Raw genomic sequence first — 13,032 nt, 5'->3', positions numbered from 1 at the left:
GACCCGAGGACGCGGCCGCTGGCGCCGGTCGCGCGCTCAGACGTCCACGGCGAACGACTCCCGGTCGGCCTCCCGCACCGCGAACGCCGCCAGCAGGTCCGCGGCGTCCTCGACGTCGGCGAGGTCCACGACCTCCGCGGGCGTGTGCATGTACCGGTTCGGGATGCCGACGAGCGCGGTGGGGATGCCGCCGCGCGCCTCGAAGAACGCGTCGGCGTCCGTCCCCGTCGTCGTGGACATCGCCTCCACCTGCACGTCGATGTCCGCCGCGTCGCCCGCGTCCCGCACTGCGCGCGCCACCTCGGGGTGGCTGGACCCGCCGCGAGTCACAGTCGGCCCGCCGCCCAGTTCGACCTCGCTGGCGTGGTCGCTGGGGTACGAGGGGTTGTCCGCGGCGTGCGTGACGTCCACGACGAGCGCCACGTCCGGGTCGATGTCGAACGCCACCATGCTCGCGCCCCGCGTCCCGAGTTCCTCCTGGACGGTGTTGACGGCGTACACCGTGCAGTCTGCGTCCTGCTCGGCGGCGCGCCGGAGCGCTTCCGCGGCGACCCACGACCCCGTGCGGTTGTCGAGGCCGCGGCCCGCGATGCGCGTCCCCGCGAGGTCGTGGACGCCCGCCGCGAGTGTCGCCGGGTCGCCGACATCCACGAGTTCGCGGGCGTGCTCGCCGTCGTCGGCACCGACGTCAAGGTGCTGCTCGGTGACGTTCGCCGGGTCGTCTTCCCCCGCATCTCGGAGGTGGACCGCGGTCTGACCGACGACGCCGTTGACGGGGCCGTCGTCGGTGTGGACGGTAATCTGGGTGCCCTCGGTGACCGAGCGGTCGACGCCGCCCAGCGGCCGCACGCGCAAGAAGCCGTCGTCGGTGATTGCGGTCACGACGAAGCCGAGTTCGTCGGCGTGGCCCGTGAACGCGACCTCGGTGTCGCCGCCGTCGTAGACGGCGACCGCGTTCCCGTACGCGTCCGTGCGAACCTCGTCGGCGAACGCCTCGACGTAATCGACCCACACGCGCTGGCCCGCCGTCTCGAAGCCGGAGGGGCTGGGCGCGTCGAGCAGGCGGCGCAGGAACGACTCTCGTGGCTCGTCCATACGCCACCTGTCGAAGCCGCGGACAAGAATCCTCCGAGAGCGCGGCGGCCACCCCACAACGGATATATGGCCTCTCGGCGAACTGACGAGTATGGGACTCATCGAGTTACACTTCCACGAGTCGAAGTTCGACTTCTCGCCGTCCGTGACCACGGGCGCCGACGAGGAACTGGCGCCGGAAGCCGCCGACAGCGAGGGCGACGACGAGGACATCGAGAGCGCCGGCTGGAAGGACGAGGGAAGCGAGTCGAGTAGCTCGGCGGGGGTCGGCGCGCTCGTCGCGCTCGTCGTGCTGGTGGTGTTCGCCGCGCTCGTCGGCCTGAAGCGCCGCGGCGGCGACGACGAGGACGTCGAACTCGAAGCGTAGGCCGCGACCGGCAGAAGGGCTTTGGCTGTTCGCCGCCGACTCCACGTATGACGCTCTTCGAGAGTGCGCGCGCCGTCGCGAACGCCGGCGGCGACGGCGCCATCGACTGGGACGCCGTCTCCGAGGCCGCGAAGGCCGCCACCGACCCCGGCGACCTCGACCTCTCCGAGGCCGAGGCAGAAGCGTACGCCGCCGACGTGCGGGACGCCCGCGCGCAACTCCGCGACGTCTCCGGGCTGGAGTTCGACGTCCCCGAGACCGTCGAGATTCAGAACCGCCACCACTGGGTGGACGCCAACGTCGCGACGTTCCGGCGCGTGTTCGAGCCGCTGAACGAGCGCGCCAGCTACCTCCCCGGCGTCGCGCGCTCGCTGAACACGGCGACCACCGCGGGCGCGCTCGCGTTCGTCTCCCGGCACGTCCTCGGGCAGTACGACCCGCTCCTGCTCGCGGACACCTCCGACCACGCGCTCTACTTCGTCCACCCGAACGTCGTCGGCGCCGCCGACAGCCTCGACGTCGCGTTCCCGCGGTTCCGCCGTTGGATTGCGTTCCACGAGGTCACCCACGCCGCGGAGTTCGGCGCCGCGCCGTGGCTCGCGGACCACCTCGAAGACCAACTCGAAGCCGGCGTCGCCGCGCTCGCCGACGGCGAGGTTCGACGCGAGGCGTTTCGGGAGTTGCACGTCGCGATGACCGCCGTCGAGGGGTACGCGGAACTACTGATGGACGAGGCGTTCGACGGCGAGTACGCCGACCTCCGCGCGAAACTCGACGCGCGCCGGCGGGGCGGCAGCCCGCTGACGAACCTCGTCAAGCGCGCGCTCGGCCTCCAATTGAAGCGCGAGCAGTACGAGCGCGGCCGCGCGTTCTTCGAGACAGTCGCCGCCGAGCGCGGGCTCGCCGGCGCCAGCCGCGTCTGGGACGACCCCGAGTACCTCCCGACCGACGCGGAACTGGACGCGCCTCGCGCGTGGCTCGCGCGCGTCACCGACTCCGCCGGTGAGACTGCCGAGTAGCTTTATCCGTCTCCGCGCCCAACTGTCGGGTATGAGCCGACTCAAGCGAGTGTTCAGTCGTGCGAAGTACGCAGCTATCGGTGCCGCCGTCGGCGGCGCGCTCGGCGGAATCGTCAGCCGGAACGCCGCGAGCACCGGTGCCGGCGTCGGCGCGCTCGTCGGCGCGACCGTCGGCGAGAAGCGCGTCGACGTCAGCTCGGTGGTCGACGACGTCAAGAACCGGAAGCCCGACGCGGACGTCGTCTCGCGCTCCGACGACTGACGCTCCCCGCCACCGGCTATAAGTGTAGACGCGATAATTTATTCTCTTGGTGAGGCGAATTGCCGGCCACCTGCGGCATCTGTGCGGACGACGTGCCGCTCGGGCACGCCGTCCACGCCACCATCCACACCAAGACCGACGCGGGCGTGGTCGACTACTACGTCTGCCAGCCGTGCTACGAGGACGAACTCGCGCCGCTGTTCGAGAACTAGTGGAAGCCGCGGCCGACGTCGTCCTCTTCGACGAGGTCGTCCAGCTCCGCGTCCAGGAGCTCCTCGGCGTCCGCGAACTCCTCCCGGAGGTCGTCCATCGCGTCCGGCCGGCCGTACGGGTCGTACTCCATCGGTCCGAACGCCGGACTCTCCAGGGCGTCCATCACGTCGTCGAAGAAGTCCTCGGGCGTCGTCGGCGCGTCCGCGTGCGCCTGCACGACCTGTTCGAGCTTGCTCGCGCGCTCCTCGGCCTCGTCCTCGTCCTCGACGGGCTGCTGGACGGCGAACCGGCCGCTGTCGCCGTCCGGGAGGAGGTCCGCCAGCCCGTCGTCGACCTTCCGCGCGACCTGCGTCCCCACGCCGCGCACCTCGAAGGGGTTCTTCGCGTACGTCTTCAAGTGGTAGACGCCCTGCGAGGGATGGCCGAGGTAGAAGTCCTCGCCGACGCCCGACGGCCGGTCGCCGGCGAGCGCGCGCCACCCCTCGGGGTCGGCGTTCGACTCCACGACGTCCGAAACGATGTCCTCCCAGTCCCGTACTCGCATCACCCGCGACTAACGCGCAGGCCGACTTGAGTGCGTCGGCGGCGGCCGCGCTCGCAGTTTCGATGGCCGTGCGGCTCCCTTCGGTCGCTGAAACGTGGTCCAGCTCACCCACGCGGCTCGCGCATCGCTTGCGCTCCGCGCTCGCAACTACGCGGGTTCGCTCCGCTCACCCGCGCACGTAACGTGCGTTTTATAACCGCGACGGGAGTAATCGGGCGTACGACTATGCCGAGCTCCAACGGACCCCTCAACAGCACTCGCGAGAAGCTCTCGAACGACCCCCGCGACCGCGGTACGTCCCCGCCCCAGCGCGCCATCGCCGAGTTCGACGAAGGACAGAAGGTCCACCTGAAGACGGACCCGTCCACGGCCAACGGCCGCTTCCACGCTCGATTCGACGGCCTCACCGGCGAAGTCGTCGGCAAGCAGGGCGACGCGTTCAAGGTCGAAATCAACGACAACGGCAAGGACAAGGTCGTCATCGCGGCGGCAGCGCACCTCCGCGCACAGCCGGACGAGCAGGACTAGCATGACCATCTTCAAGGAAACGCTCGACGAGGAGTTCCTCACCGTCTCCGAGGCGAAGGAGCTGCTGACGGACGTCGAGGCCGAGCGCGCCGCCGAGGAGGACCGCGAACTCCGCTTCGAGCTGGCGCGCGCGGTCGAGCACGTCAATCGGTTCGCCGTCCTCGAGCCCGAGGAGTCCCGCGAACTCGTCGAGGACCTGCTCGCGCTCGAACACGTCAGCGACGAGGCCGTCGCGTACAAGATCGCCGACCTGCTCCCGCGGACCCGCACGGAGCTGCGCGCGGTGTTCGCCCAGGAGCGGTACGCGCTCTCCGGCGACGAGCTCGACGACATTCTCGACGTCGTCGCGAAGTACGCCTGACTCGGGTCGAGTGGCCGACCGTTTAAGTGTCGGCTGGGCGTACCGGTTCGTATGAGTGATTCGTCTTCGACCGAGGACGAAGAGTACGCTGTCGTCCTCGACTTCCTCGCGCACGGCCGCTCGAACGGCGGCTACGGCGACGGCCCGCTCGCGTACGCCGTCTCCACTGACCGGTTCGTCCTCTACGAGCTGAGCCTCGAGCCGGACGCGGACATCTCGATTCTGGACCGCGTGCGCATCCGTCCCGACTTCGAGGCGGGCATCCAGCGCGGGCACGTCGTCGACTACGACGACCTCTCGGACGGCGCGCGGTCGGAGCTGGACTACGTCGTCGAGGACGTCGTGGAGGCCAACGAGCAGCGCTTCGTGGACTTCTACAACGACGCCCAGCCCATCTCGCTGCGGCTCCACCAGCTGAACCTCCTGCCGGGCATCGGCGACAAGCTCCGGGACAACATCCTCGACGAGCGCAAGCGCAACGGCCCCTTCGAGAGCTTCGCGGACGTCGAGGAGCGCGTCGACGGCCTCCACAACCCCGAGGAGATCATCGTCGAGCGCATCCTCGACGAGATGCGCGAGGACGACCTGAAGTACCAGAACTTCGTGCAGGCGTAGCCAACACCAGAAGGTAGCCTTTAGGGAACGGCGGGGGATAGACCTGCCAATGACTGACTCTCGGGACCCGGACGCGCTGATTCGTCGCGCTGGCCGCCCCGACCCAGACCGCGACCAGCACTTCCTCGTCGACGACCGCGTCCTCGACCGGATTCCGACGTACGCGGAGGACTTCGACCGCTCGCACGTCCTCGAAATCGGCGCCGGGACGGGCGCGCTCACCGACCGGCTGCTGGCGCACGCCGACCGCGTGACGACCGTCGAGCGCGACCGCGGGTACGCGCAGTTCCTCCGCGAGGAGTTCAGCGAGGAAATCGCCGCGGACCGCCTCGCCGTCGTGCAGGGCGACGCCCTCGACGTCGAGTTCCCCGACTACACCTGCTGTGTCTCGAACCTTCCCTACGGCGTCTCCAGTGAGGTCACGTTCCGGCTGCTGCCCGACCGCGAGCCCGCCGTACTGATGTACCAGCTGGAGTTCGCCGAGCGGATGGCCGCAGACCCCGGGACGAGCGACTACGGTCGGCTCTCGGTGGCGGCCCAGCACTACGCGAACGTCGAGGTCGTCGAGACCGTCCCGCCGGAGGCGTTCGACCCACAGCCCCGCGTGGAGAGCGCGGTGGTGCGGTTGACGCCCCGCGAGCCCGACTACGAGGTCGCCGACGAGCAGTTCTTCTTCGACTTCGTGAAGGCGCTGTTCACGCAGCGCCGCAAGACCGTCCGCAACGCCATCCGGAACACGGTCCACATCTCGGGGCTCGAGGACGGCGACGCGGTCGTGGACGCCGTCGAGGAGGACGTGCTCTCAAAGCGGCCCGGCGACCTCGCACCCGAGACGTTCGCGGCACTGGCGAACGTCGCGCTCGGCGTTCAGGAGGGACGGGAGCCGTGAGCGCGCCGGAGTTCGTGGACGTCGCGATAAACGACCTCTCGACGGTCGAGCGCGTCGCGGTGACCGTCGTCTCGCTGGCAGCGCTCGTCGCCGCCGTCCTGTTCTCGCGGCGCGAATCGGCGCGCCGGGAGTCGCGGCTGTCGACGGTCGCCGCGGCCGTCGGTGCGTTCGCCGTCGTCGTCGTGACGACCGTCGTCGTGGTCGTCGCGTGGGACGCGGAGACGATCGCGTGGGCGGCCGTCGCGAGCTTCCAGGTGCAGGCGACGATGCTCGTCCGCGCGTTCCTCTCCGTGATGTTCCTCGTCGGCGTCTACGTCGGCACCGGCGTCATCCACCGCGCGGTCAGCCGGTTCGTCAAGCGCACGGAGGGCATCAGCGAGCACCAGGCCGAAATCACGTACCGCATCATCCAGATTTCGGTGTACGTCATCGCGTTGGTCATCGTCCTCAACCTCTGGGGTATCAAGCTCGGCGGCCTGCTCATCGGCGCGGGGTTCGCCGGCATCGTGCTCGGGATGGCCGCCCGGCAGACGCTGGGCGCGGTCATCGCGGGGCTGGTGTTGATGTTCTCGCGGCCGTTCGAAATCGGCGACTGGGTGAAAATCGGCGACAAGGACGGCATCGTCACGGACATCACCATCGTGAACACGCGCCTGCAGACGTTCGACGGCGAGTACGTGATGTTGCCCAACGACCTCGTGGGCTCGGACGAGGTCGTGAATCGGTCGCGGAAGGGCCGGCTGCGCATCCACGTGGAGGTCGGCATCGACTACACCGCCGACGTCGATGAGGCGATGTCGCTGGCGAAAGACGCGATGGGCGACGTCGACGACATCCTGACGGTGCCGCGGCCGCAGGTCGTGTTGAAGGAGTTCGGGGACTCGGCGGTCGTCCTCGACCTGCGGTTCTGGATAGACAAGCCGAGCGCGCGCCGGAAGTGGCGCGCCCAGACCGCGGTCATCTCCGCGGTGAAGTCGGCGTTCGACGAGGCGGGCGTGAAGATTCCGTTCCCGCAGCGGGAGGTCTCCGGGCGCGCCGAGACCGGCGGGTTCCGCGTCAGTGAACAGCCGACAGTGGAGGCGACCGAGCCGGAGGACGCCGACCAGCCGGGGTCGGCCGTCCGCAAGGACAGCAAACACGAGGGAGACGCGGACGACGCCGACGAGGAGGACGAGACGGATGAGTGACGACCTCGCGGACCGCCGCGGCACGGAGACGACGGTCTACCAGCCGGCGGAGGACTCGCTACTGCTCGCGGAGGCGGCCGTCGAGGAGGTCGGCTCGCGGGCGCGCGTGCTGGAGGTCGGCACCGGGTCGGGGTACGTGGCGGCGACGGTCGCCGACGAGGTCGGCGCGAGCGTGGTCGGCTCGGACTTGAATCCGTACGCGTGCGCGCAGGCACGGGACCGCGGCGTGCCGGTGGTGCGGGCGGACCTCGTCTCGCCGTTCCGCGAGGACGCCTTCGACGCGGTGTTGTTCAATCCGCCGTACCTGCCGCGGGACGAGGACGCCGCCCGCGACGACTGGATGGAGGTCGCGCTCTCCGGCGGGGAGACGGGCCGCGAGGTCGTGGAGCCGTTCCTCGACGACGTGGGCCGCGTGCTCGCGCCCGAGGGCTTCGCCCTCCTGCTCGTGAGCACGCTGACGGGCGTCGAGGAGGTCGTGGAGTACGCCGGCGACCGCGGATTCTCCGCGGCGGCGGTCCGCGAGGAGTCTCACTCCTTCGAGACGCTGACGGTCCTCAAGCTCTGGAATAACTGAAGGGAATATTATTCGACAGCAAATATTAAACAGGGGCATTGCGTAGCGTCGGGCATGAACCGAATCTCGACGACCCCCGGCCTGTACCCCCTCCCCGACGACGCCAAGGAGACGTTGTCGGACCTGAAGGGCCACCAGAAACACGACCTCGTCAGCGGCGACGAGGGCCCCGAAATCGAAGCCGCCTACGACGACGTCCGCGAGGAACTCGTCGGCCTCCAGCGCGACGCCGGCCTCGACCGCGTGGTCGAAGGACAGGGCCGCTGGGACGACATGCTCGCCCACCCCCTGACCGTCCACGAGAACGTCGAAACTGGTGGTATCGTCCGCTACTACGACAACAACAACTTCTACCGCGACCCCATCGTGGAGGGCGAACTGACGTTCTCCGGCGACCTCGCCGCGGACCTCGAAGCGGCGAGCGAACTCACCAACGACCTGCAGGCGGTCGTCCCCGGCCCGTACTCGCTGTCGGAGCTCGCCACCGACGAGCACTACGGCGACGACGAGCAGTTCCTCGCCGCCGTCGCGGAGTTCCTCGCGGGCGAAGTCGAGGCGTTCCCGGACGTCGAGACCGTCTTCGTCCTCGAACCGTCGCTGGTCACGGACCCGCCCGCCGAGGGCGAGGACGAGCGCGCCAGCGACGCCATCGACACCGTCGCGCAGGCCGCCGACGCCGACGTCGTCGCGCACACCTACTGGGGCGCGCTCGAAGAGAAGGTCCACGCGCACCTCCTCGACGCGGGCGTGGACGCCATCGGCTACGACTTCGTCACGAACCACGAGGACAACCTCTACAACGTCACCGAGTACGGCACCAAGGACTCCGTGGCGCTGGGCGTCGTCGACGGCCAGAACACGCTCGTCGAGTCCCCAGAGACCATCCGCGAGCGCGTTGATTGGTTCCGGGAGTCCGTCCCCGAGGCCATCGAGTTCGACGACGCGTACGTCACCGCGAACACGGGGCTGTTCTACCTGCCCGTGAACCGCTTCGAGCAGAAACTACAGGCGCTGGCCGACGCCACCCGCGAGGTGACAGCATGAGTTCGAACCGCGAGCAGTTCCGCCCCGACGGCCACGACAACGACCACTTCCTGCTGACGACCGTCGTCGGCTCGTACCCGAAGCCGAAGTGGCTCGACCGCGCGAACGACCTCCACGAGGACCCCGACGCGGACTTCGGGGACGAGGAACTCGCCGAGGCCGAGGACGACGCCGCCCGACTCATCACCGAGGAGCACGAGCGCGCCGGCCTCGACGTGGTCGTGGACGGCGAGATGCGGCGCAACGAGATGGTGGAGTTCTTCGCCGACCGCATCGAGGGCTACGAGTTCAACGGCCCCGTCAAGGTCTGGGGGCACAACTACTTCGACAAGCCCAGCGTCGTCAGCGACGTCTCCTACGACGAGTCGTGGCTCGTCGACGAGTACGAGTTCACCGCCGGCGTCGCGGACAGCCCCGTGAAGGTCCCCATCACGGGGCCGTACACGCTCGCGTCGTGGAGCTTCAACGAGGCCTACGACGGCGACGACGAACTCGCGTACGACCTCGCGGACCTCGTCAACGAGGAGATAGAGAAGCTCGTGGACGCGGGCGCCCGCTACATCCAGATCGACGAGCCCGCGCTCGCGACGACGCCCGACGACCACGCCATCGTCGGCGAGTGCCTCGAACGCATCGCCGCCGGCATCCCCGACGACGTCCGCATCGGCCTGCACGTCTGTTACGGCGACTACTCCCGCATCTACCCCGAGATTCTGGAGTTCCCCGTGGACGAGTTCGACCTCGAACTCGCGAACGGCGACTACGAGCAACTGGACGTCTTCACGGACCCCGAGTTCTCGAAGGACCTCGCGCTCGGCGTCGTCGACGCCCACGTCGCCGAAGTCGAGTCCGTCGAGGAAATCGAACGGAACATCCGGAAAGGGCTGGAGGTCGTCCCGCCGGAGCGGCTCACGGTCAGTCCGGACTGCGGCGTGAAACTGCTCCCGCGGGAGGTCGCCTACGGGAAGATGGCGAACCTCGTGGAGGCCGCGCGCAACGTCGAAGCCGACCTCGACGACGGCTCCATCGACGTCCCCGCCGCGCCCGCCGACGACTGACGCCGGCGCTCACGTGTTCTCGTGGCGGAGGGTGCCGACGTGGTCGTGGCAGACGACGCCCGGCGTCACGACGACGCGCTCGGCCTGCGACTCGGACGCCACGACCGCGCTCGTGTCCTCCACGAGGTCGTAGCCGCCCGCTGTCCCGCAGTAGACGCACGCGCCGTCGGCCGCGTCCGTGAGGTGCTCGGCGACGCACTGCTCGCAGACGGCCAGCGGTTCCGTGGGCTCGTCCACGAGCCGGTACGCCGTGCCGGTTCTGTTACAGACGACGCAGTCCATGTGCTCCCCTGTGGCTCGCCACGGGAGAACCCACGGATGTCGGGTTCGGCGACAACTTTGATGCCCGCATGCGTCGAACCCGCGAGTGAATGTCGAGTCGTCGCGCCGCCGACTCCGGCACCGTCCACGAACCGCGCGCGCTCTCCCGAACCGACTCGATGACGCCCGCGGCGCCGCCGGGCCGACTGCCGCCCGCCCGGAAGGGCAGATGAGCACCGAGCACGCTGACCAGACCGGCGAACTCGGACTGCTCGCGGCGACCGCCATCGGCGTCGGCACGATGATTGCCGCGGGCGTGTTCGTGCTCTCCGGGCTGGCGGTCGCGAACGTCGGCGCGGTCGCGGTCGTCTCGTTCGTGCTCGCGGCGCTGGTCGGCTCGGTCACCGCGCTGGCGTACGCCGAGTTCGCCACCGTCTACCCCGAGAACGGCGGCGCGTACACGTACGTCTACCACGCCCTCGACGGCGAGTGGACGTACCTCGTCGGCTGGGCGATGAGCCTCGGCTACCCCGCCAGCGCCGCCTTCTACATGGTGAGCTTCTCCCGGTGGACCGAGCGGTTCCTCTACGGCATCTTCGGCGTGCCCGCGTGGCTGCCCGGCTGGGCGCTCGGGCTCGCGGTGTTCGCCGGCATCGTCGCACTGAACGTCCTCGGGACGAAGGAGACCGGCGTCTTCCAGATTGTCGTCACGGTCCTGAAGGTCGCGCTCGTCGTCGTGTTCGTCTACGGCGGCCTGCGGGCGTGGCAGACGGACGTGGTCGTCGCCTCGTTCGCCGACCACGCCACCGCGTTCGGGGAGACGCTGTCAACGGCCGCGCTCGTGTTCATCACGTTCTTCGGGTTCGAAGCTATCGCGACCAACGCCGGCGAAATCCGCGACCCCGAGCGCACCGTCCCCAAGGCCATCTTCCTCAGCATCGGCGTCGTCGTCGCGCTGTACGTGCTCGTCGTCCTGTCGGTCGTCTTCGCGGTCAACGACCCGGCGTTCGTGGCGTTCCTCGTCGAGCACACCGGGTTGGCGAGCGCGGCGAACGTCCGGTCGTTCCTCGCCGCCAACGGCGAACTCGTCATGGGGCAGGCGGCGTGGTACTTCCTCGGCCGCGTCGGGTTCTACGTCGTCGTCGCGGGCGCGCTGTTCTCGATGGTGTCCGCGACCAACGCCACCGTCATGGCGGGGTCCCGGGTGAAGCAAGCGATGGCGCGCCGCGACCAACTCCCGAGCGACCTCGCGGACCGCCACCGCCGCTTCGACACGCCGTACCGCGCGGTCCTGCTCACGGGCGCGCTCGGCGCCGGTCTCTTCCTCGCGTTCGGCGTCCTGTTCGCTCAGTCGTCCCCGCTGCCCGCCGGCGTTCCGCTGGTCGGCGCGCTCGGGGTCGAAGCGCTCACCCACTTCGCGGACTTCATGCTGCTGGCCGGGCTCGTCGGCGTCAACGTCGCCGTCGTCTACTCGCGGCGCAAGCGCCCGGACGCCCAGCGGCGCTTCGAGGTGCCGCTGGTGCCGTGGCTCCCCGCTATCGGCGCGCTCAGCACGCTCGCGCTCCTCGTGAACGTGCGTGTCGAGAGCCTCGCGCTCGGCGTGCTCGCGGTCGCCGTCGGCGTCGTGCTCCAGCAACTCGGCGTGACGACGGACGGAACGGAGTAGCGAGCGCTACGGCTACGGACGGTGCGTCGCGGAAAAGACCGCAGAGGCAGAGAGACGGCCGGAGTTAGTGGTCGCCGGCGTCCTCGTAGACCCACGTCGCCGCGTCGAGCTCGTAGTCGACGAGTTCGTCCTCGTCGAAGAACAGCTCGATTTCGCGCTCGTTCGCGCCGGGGTCCTCGTGGTCGCTGCCGTGGATGATGTTCTGACCGAGGTCGTTGCCGTAGTCGCCGCGGATGGTGCCCGGAGCCGCCTCCTGCGGGTCCGTCGCGCCCATCATCCGGCGAACCTGACGGGTGGCGTCCGCGCCCTCCCAGACCATCGCGAAGACGGGGCCGGACGTGATGAACTCCACGAGGCCGTCGAAGAACGGCTTGCCCTCGTGTTCGCCGTAGTGCTCGTGGGCGAGCTCCTCGCTAATCTGCATGAACTTCCCGCCCACCATCTTCAGGCCCTTGTCCTCGAGCCGCGAGACGACGTCGCCGATGAGGCCGCGCTGGACGCCGTCGGGCTTGACCATCACGAACGTGCGCTCGTCGTGGTGGCTCATTCTTCGACCTCTGCCTCTTCCTCGGTCCACTCGACGTCGCGCGGTTCGCGACCGAGGTCCGCGTTCTTCTCGCACTTCGCGGAGCAGAAGTGGGTTGTGCTGCCGTCGTTGTGGACGAACATCGTCCCCGTACCGGGTTCGATGTCGTCGCCGCAGTAGTCACAGGTGCGTGTCTGGACCATTACTGACCACCGATGGAGTCCGCCTCGCGGGCCGTCTCCTTGAGCTGGAGGACGTCGCCCACGCGGACGGGACCGAGGACGTTTCGCGTGATGATGCGTCCCTGGTTGGAGCCCTCTTGAATGCGGCACTTCACCTGCATCGCCTCGCCGTGCATCCCGGTCTTGCCGACGACCTCGATGACTTCGGCGGGCGTGGAGCCCTCTTCTTCAGTTTCCTCTGCACTCATGGGTGGTTACTGGAGGTCCTCGATCTTGGTCGAGATGTCCTCGACGTCGCCCTCGGCGTCACCGGCGTCCGTGACGGCCGCGGCGGCGCTGCCGACTTCGAGGCCGGCGGCGTTGCCGAGTTCGTCCTGCGTCTCGACGAAGACGACCTGGATGCCCTTCTCCTCGGCGAGCTCGGGGAGGTGCATCACGATCTCCTCGGGGGAGACGTCCTCCGCGACGAACACGAGGTCCGCGTTGCCGCGCTCGACGGCTTTGGTCGTCTCGTTGGTACCCTTCTTGACTGTACCCGTGTCACGAGCCACTTCGAGCGATTCGAGGGCTCGTTCCTGGAGGTCTGCTGGAACGTCGTAGTCTACGTACACTGGCATGTATTGTTCACCTAGTTCCACGGA

General features: G+C 69.0%; 21 protein-coding genes. 14 read left to right on the top strand and 7 right to left on the bottom strand.

Annotated features, from left to right (window positions below):
- Positions 1-36: 36 nt before the first annotated feature.
- Complete coding sequence (locus tag HHUB_RS08585) at positions 37-1,095, bottom strand: M20/M25/M40 family metallo-hydrolase (RefSeq protein WP_059057210.1); 1,059 nt, start codon at positions 1,093-1,095, stop codon at positions 37-39.
- A 91-nt stretch (positions 1,096-1,186) separates the two neighbouring features.
- On the opposite strand from HHUB_RS08585, the gene HHUB_RS08580 reads away from it, so the two are divergent.
- Genes HHUB_RS08580 through HHUB_RS17070 form a run of 4 tightly spaced genes read left to right on the top strand, consistent with a single transcriptional unit; the run spans position 1,187 to position 2,955 of the window.
- A complete protein-coding gene (locus HHUB_RS08580; protein ID WP_059057209.1) occupies positions 1,187-1,462 on the top strand; it encodes a hypothetical protein in 276 nt (91 codons plus the stop codon).
- 47 nt (positions 1,463-1,509) lie between these two features.
- Complete coding sequence (locus HHUB_RS08575) at positions 1,510-2,481, top strand: zinc-dependent metalloprotease (RefSeq protein ID WP_059057208.1); 972 nt, start codon at positions 1,510-1,512, stop codon at positions 2,479-2,481.
- A gap of 31 nt (positions 2,482-2,512) precedes the next feature.
- Positions 2,513-2,743 carry a YMGG-like glycine zipper-containing protein gene (locus HHUB_RS08570; protein ID WP_059057207.1) on the top strand — a complete coding sequence of 77 codons (231 nt, stop codon included), beginning with the start codon at positions 2,513-2,515 and terminating at the stop codon, positions 2,741-2,743.
- A gap of 59 nt (positions 2,744-2,802) precedes the next feature.
- Positions 2,803-2,955 carry a hypothetical protein gene (locus tag HHUB_RS17070; RefSeq protein WP_169793402.1) on the top strand — a complete coding sequence of 51 codons (153 nt, stop codon included), beginning with the start codon at positions 2,803-2,805 and terminating at the stop codon, positions 2,953-2,955.
- Here the strand turns inward: HHUB_RS17070 and HHUB_RS08565 are convergent.
- Positions 2,952-3,500 carry a hypothetical protein gene (locus HHUB_RS08565; RefSeq protein WP_059057206.1) on the bottom strand — a complete coding sequence of 183 codons (549 nt, stop codon included), beginning with the start codon at positions 3,498-3,500 and terminating at the stop codon, positions 2,952-2,954. The genes HHUB_RS17070 and HHUB_RS08565 overlap by 4 nt on opposite strands.
- Before the next feature lie 225 nt (positions 3,501-3,725).
- Between HHUB_RS08565 and HHUB_RS08560 the strand changes: the two genes are divergently transcribed.
- The 8 genes from HHUB_RS08560 to HHUB_RS08525 are packed head-to-tail and all read left to right on the top strand — an operon-like array spanning position 3,726 to position 9,756.
- A complete protein-coding gene (locus HHUB_RS08560; RefSeq protein ID WP_059057205.1) occupies positions 3,726-4,028 on the top strand; it encodes a 50S ribosomal protein L21e in 303 nt (100 codons plus the stop codon).
- A 1-nt stretch (position 4,029) separates the two neighbouring features.
- Entirely contained in the window at positions 4,030-4,389 is a 360-nt protein-coding gene (locus tag HHUB_RS08555) for an RNA polymerase Rpb4 family protein (protein ID WP_059057204.1), read from the top strand.
- A 51-nt stretch (positions 4,390-4,440) separates the two neighbouring features.
- The gene (locus HHUB_RS08550; protein ID WP_059057203.1) at positions 4,441-5,004 is read left to right on the top strand and encodes a DUF655 domain-containing protein; all 564 of its coding nucleotides are present in this window, start codon (positions 4,441-4,443) and stop codon (positions 5,002-5,004) included.
- A 49-nt stretch (positions 5,005-5,053) separates the two neighbouring features.
- Positions 5,054-5,893: a 16S ribosomal RNA methyltransferase A gene (locus HHUB_RS08545; RefSeq protein WP_059057202.1), complete on the top strand. Its 840-nt coding sequence runs from the start codon at positions 5,054-5,056 to the stop codon at positions 5,891-5,893.
- Positions 5,890-7,080 (top strand): mechanosensitive ion channel family protein, encoded by a 1,191-nt coding sequence (locus tag HHUB_RS08540; RefSeq protein ID WP_238323942.1) that lies wholly within the window; start codon positions 5,890-5,892, stop codon positions 7,078-7,080. Before HHUB_RS08545 ends, HHUB_RS08540 begins: the two co-directional genes overlap by 4 nt.
- Complete coding sequence (locus HHUB_RS08535; RefSeq protein ID WP_059057201.1) at positions 7,073-7,654, top strand: HemK2/MTQ2 family protein methyltransferase; 582 nt, start codon at positions 7,073-7,075, stop codon at positions 7,652-7,654. Before HHUB_RS08540 ends, HHUB_RS08535 begins: the two co-directional genes overlap by 8 nt.
- A gap of 54 nt (positions 7,655-7,708) precedes the next feature.
- The gene (locus HHUB_RS08530; protein ID WP_059057200.1) at positions 7,709-8,698 is read left to right on the top strand and encodes a 5-methyltetrahydropteroyltriglutamate--homocysteine methyltransferase; all 990 of its coding nucleotides are present in this window, start codon (positions 7,709-7,711) and stop codon (positions 8,696-8,698) included.
- Complete coding sequence (locus HHUB_RS08525; RefSeq protein ID WP_059057199.1) at positions 8,695-9,756, top strand: methionine synthase; 1,062 nt, start codon at positions 8,695-8,697, stop codon at positions 9,754-9,756. The genes HHUB_RS08530 and HHUB_RS08525 overlap by 4 nt, the downstream gene beginning before the upstream one ends.
- Positions 9,757-9,765: 9 nt before the next feature.
- Here the strand turns inward: HHUB_RS08525 and HHUB_RS08520 are convergent, their stop codons facing one another.
- Entirely contained in the window at positions 9,766-10,038 is a 273-nt protein-coding gene (locus tag HHUB_RS08520) for a hypothetical protein (RefSeq protein WP_059057198.1), read from the bottom strand.
- Between the two features lie 89 nt (positions 10,039-10,127).
- Between HHUB_RS08520 and HHUB_RS17520 the strand changes: the two genes are divergently transcribed.
- Both HHUB_RS17520 and HHUB_RS08515 read left to right on the top strand, forming a co-directional pair.
- Positions 10,128-10,250 carry a hypothetical protein gene (locus HHUB_RS17520; protein WP_256943828.1) on the top strand — a complete coding sequence of 41 codons (123 nt, stop codon included), beginning with the start codon at positions 10,128-10,130 and terminating at the stop codon, positions 10,248-10,250.
- Positions 10,247-11,683 carry an APC family permease gene (locus tag HHUB_RS08515; RefSeq protein ID WP_059057197.1) on the top strand — a complete coding sequence of 479 codons (1,437 nt, stop codon included), beginning with the start codon at positions 10,247-10,249 and terminating at the stop codon, positions 11,681-11,683. Before HHUB_RS17520 ends, HHUB_RS08515 begins: the two co-directional genes overlap by 4 nt.
- A 64-nt stretch (positions 11,684-11,747) precedes the next feature.
- Here the strand turns inward: HHUB_RS08515 and ndk are convergent, their stop codons facing one another.
- Genes ndk through rpl7ae form a run of 4 tightly spaced genes read right to left on the bottom strand, consistent with a single transcriptional unit; the run spans position 11,748 to position 13,008 of the window.
- On the bottom strand, positions 11,748-12,230 hold the full coding sequence (gene ndk, locus HHUB_RS08510) for a nucleoside-diphosphate kinase (protein ID WP_059057196.1): 483 nt from the start codon (positions 12,228-12,230) through the stop codon (positions 11,748-11,750).
- Entirely contained in the window at positions 12,227-12,412 is a 186-nt protein-coding gene (locus HHUB_RS08505) for a 50S ribosomal protein L24e (RefSeq protein ID WP_059057195.1), read from the bottom strand. The genes ndk and HHUB_RS08505 overlap by 4 nt, the downstream gene beginning before the upstream one ends.
- Complete coding sequence (locus HHUB_RS08500; RefSeq protein WP_058983677.1) at positions 12,412-12,639, bottom strand: 30S ribosomal protein S28e; 228 nt, start codon at positions 12,637-12,639, stop codon at positions 12,412-12,414. The genes HHUB_RS08505 and HHUB_RS08500 overlap by 1 nt, the downstream gene beginning before the upstream one ends.
- Before the next feature lie 6 nt (positions 12,640-12,645).
- Complete coding sequence (gene rpl7ae / locus HHUB_RS08495; protein ID WP_059057194.1) at positions 12,646-13,008, bottom strand: 50S ribosomal protein L7Ae; 363 nt, start codon at positions 13,006-13,008, stop codon at positions 12,646-12,648.
- Positions 13,009-13,032 lie beyond the last annotated feature (24 nt).

The organism is Halobacterium hubeiense, from assembly GCF_001488575.1.
GTDB lineage: Archaea > Halobacteriota > Halobacteria > Halobacteriales > Halobacteriaceae > Halobacterium > Halobacterium hubeiense.
Note: the sequence above shows the minus strand (reverse complement) of the source record. Positions and strands in the feature narration are given on the sequence as shown.

Excerpts from the sequence above, each read along its gene's own strand:
- HHUB_RS08585 (WP_059057210.1), bottom strand. The coding sequence starts at position 1,095 with ATGGACGAGCCACGAGAGTCGTTCCTGCGCCGCCTGCTCGACGCGCCC.
- HHUB_RS08580 (WP_059057209.1), top strand. The coding sequence starts at position 1,187 with ATGGGACTCATCGAGTTACACTTCCACGAGTCGAAGTTCGACTTCTCG.
- HHUB_RS08575 (WP_059057208.1), top strand. The coding sequence starts at position 1,510 with ATGACGCTCTTCGAGAGTGCGCGCGCCGTCGCGAACGCCGGCGGCGAC.
- HHUB_RS08570 (WP_059057207.1), top strand. The coding sequence starts at position 2,513 with ATGAGCCGACTCAAGCGAGTGTTCAGTCGTGCGAAGTACGCAGCTATC.
- HHUB_RS08565 (WP_059057206.1), bottom strand. The coding sequence starts at position 3,500 with ATGCGAGTACGGGACTGGGAGGACATCGTTTCGGACGTCGTGGAGTCG.
- HHUB_RS08560 (WP_059057205.1), top strand. The coding sequence starts at position 3,726 with ATGCCGAGCTCCAACGGACCCCTCAACAGCACTCGCGAGAAGCTCTCG.
- HHUB_RS08555 (WP_059057204.1), top strand. The coding sequence starts at position 4,030 with ATGACCATCTTCAAGGAAACGCTCGACGAGGAGTTCCTCACCGTCTCC.
- HHUB_RS08550 (WP_059057203.1), top strand. The coding sequence starts at position 4,441 with ATGAGTGATTCGTCTTCGACCGAGGACGAAGAGTACGCTGTCGTCCTC.
- HHUB_RS08545 (WP_059057202.1), top strand. The coding sequence starts at position 5,054 with ATGACTGACTCTCGGGACCCGGACGCGCTGATTCGTCGCGCTGGCCGC.
- HHUB_RS08535 (WP_059057201.1), top strand. The coding sequence starts at position 7,073 with ATGAGTGACGACCTCGCGGACCGCCGCGGCACGGAGACGACGGTCTAC.
- HHUB_RS08530 (WP_059057200.1), top strand. The coding sequence starts at position 7,709 with ATGAACCGAATCTCGACGACCCCCGGCCTGTACCCCCTCCCCGACGAC.
- HHUB_RS08525 (WP_059057199.1), top strand. The coding sequence starts at position 8,695 with ATGAGTTCGAACCGCGAGCAGTTCCGCCCCGACGGCCACGACAACGAC.
- HHUB_RS08520 (WP_059057198.1), bottom strand. The coding sequence starts at position 10,038 with ATGGACTGCGTCGTCTGTAACAGAACCGGCACGGCGTACCGGCTCGTG.
- HHUB_RS17520 (WP_256943828.1), top strand. The coding sequence starts at position 10,128 with ATGTCGAGTCGTCGCGCCGCCGACTCCGGCACCGTCCACGAACCGCGC.
- HHUB_RS08515 (WP_059057197.1), top strand. The coding sequence starts at position 10,247 with ATGAGCACCGAGCACGCTGACCAGACCGGCGAACTCGGACTGCTCGCG.
- ndk (WP_059057196.1), bottom strand. The coding sequence starts at position 12,230 with ATGAGCCACCACGACGAGCGCACGTTCGTGATGGTCAAGCCCGACGGC.
- HHUB_RS08505 (WP_059057195.1), bottom strand. The coding sequence starts at position 12,412 with ATGGTCCAGACACGCACCTGTGACTACTGCGGCGACGACATCGAACCC.
- HHUB_RS08500 (WP_058983677.1), bottom strand. The coding sequence starts at position 12,639 with ATGAGTGCAGAGGAAACTGAAGAAGAGGGCTCCACGCCCGCCGAAGTC.
- rpl7ae (WP_059057194.1), bottom strand. The coding sequence starts at position 13,008 with ATGCCAGTGTACGTAGACTACGACGTTCCAGCAGACCTCCAGGAACGA.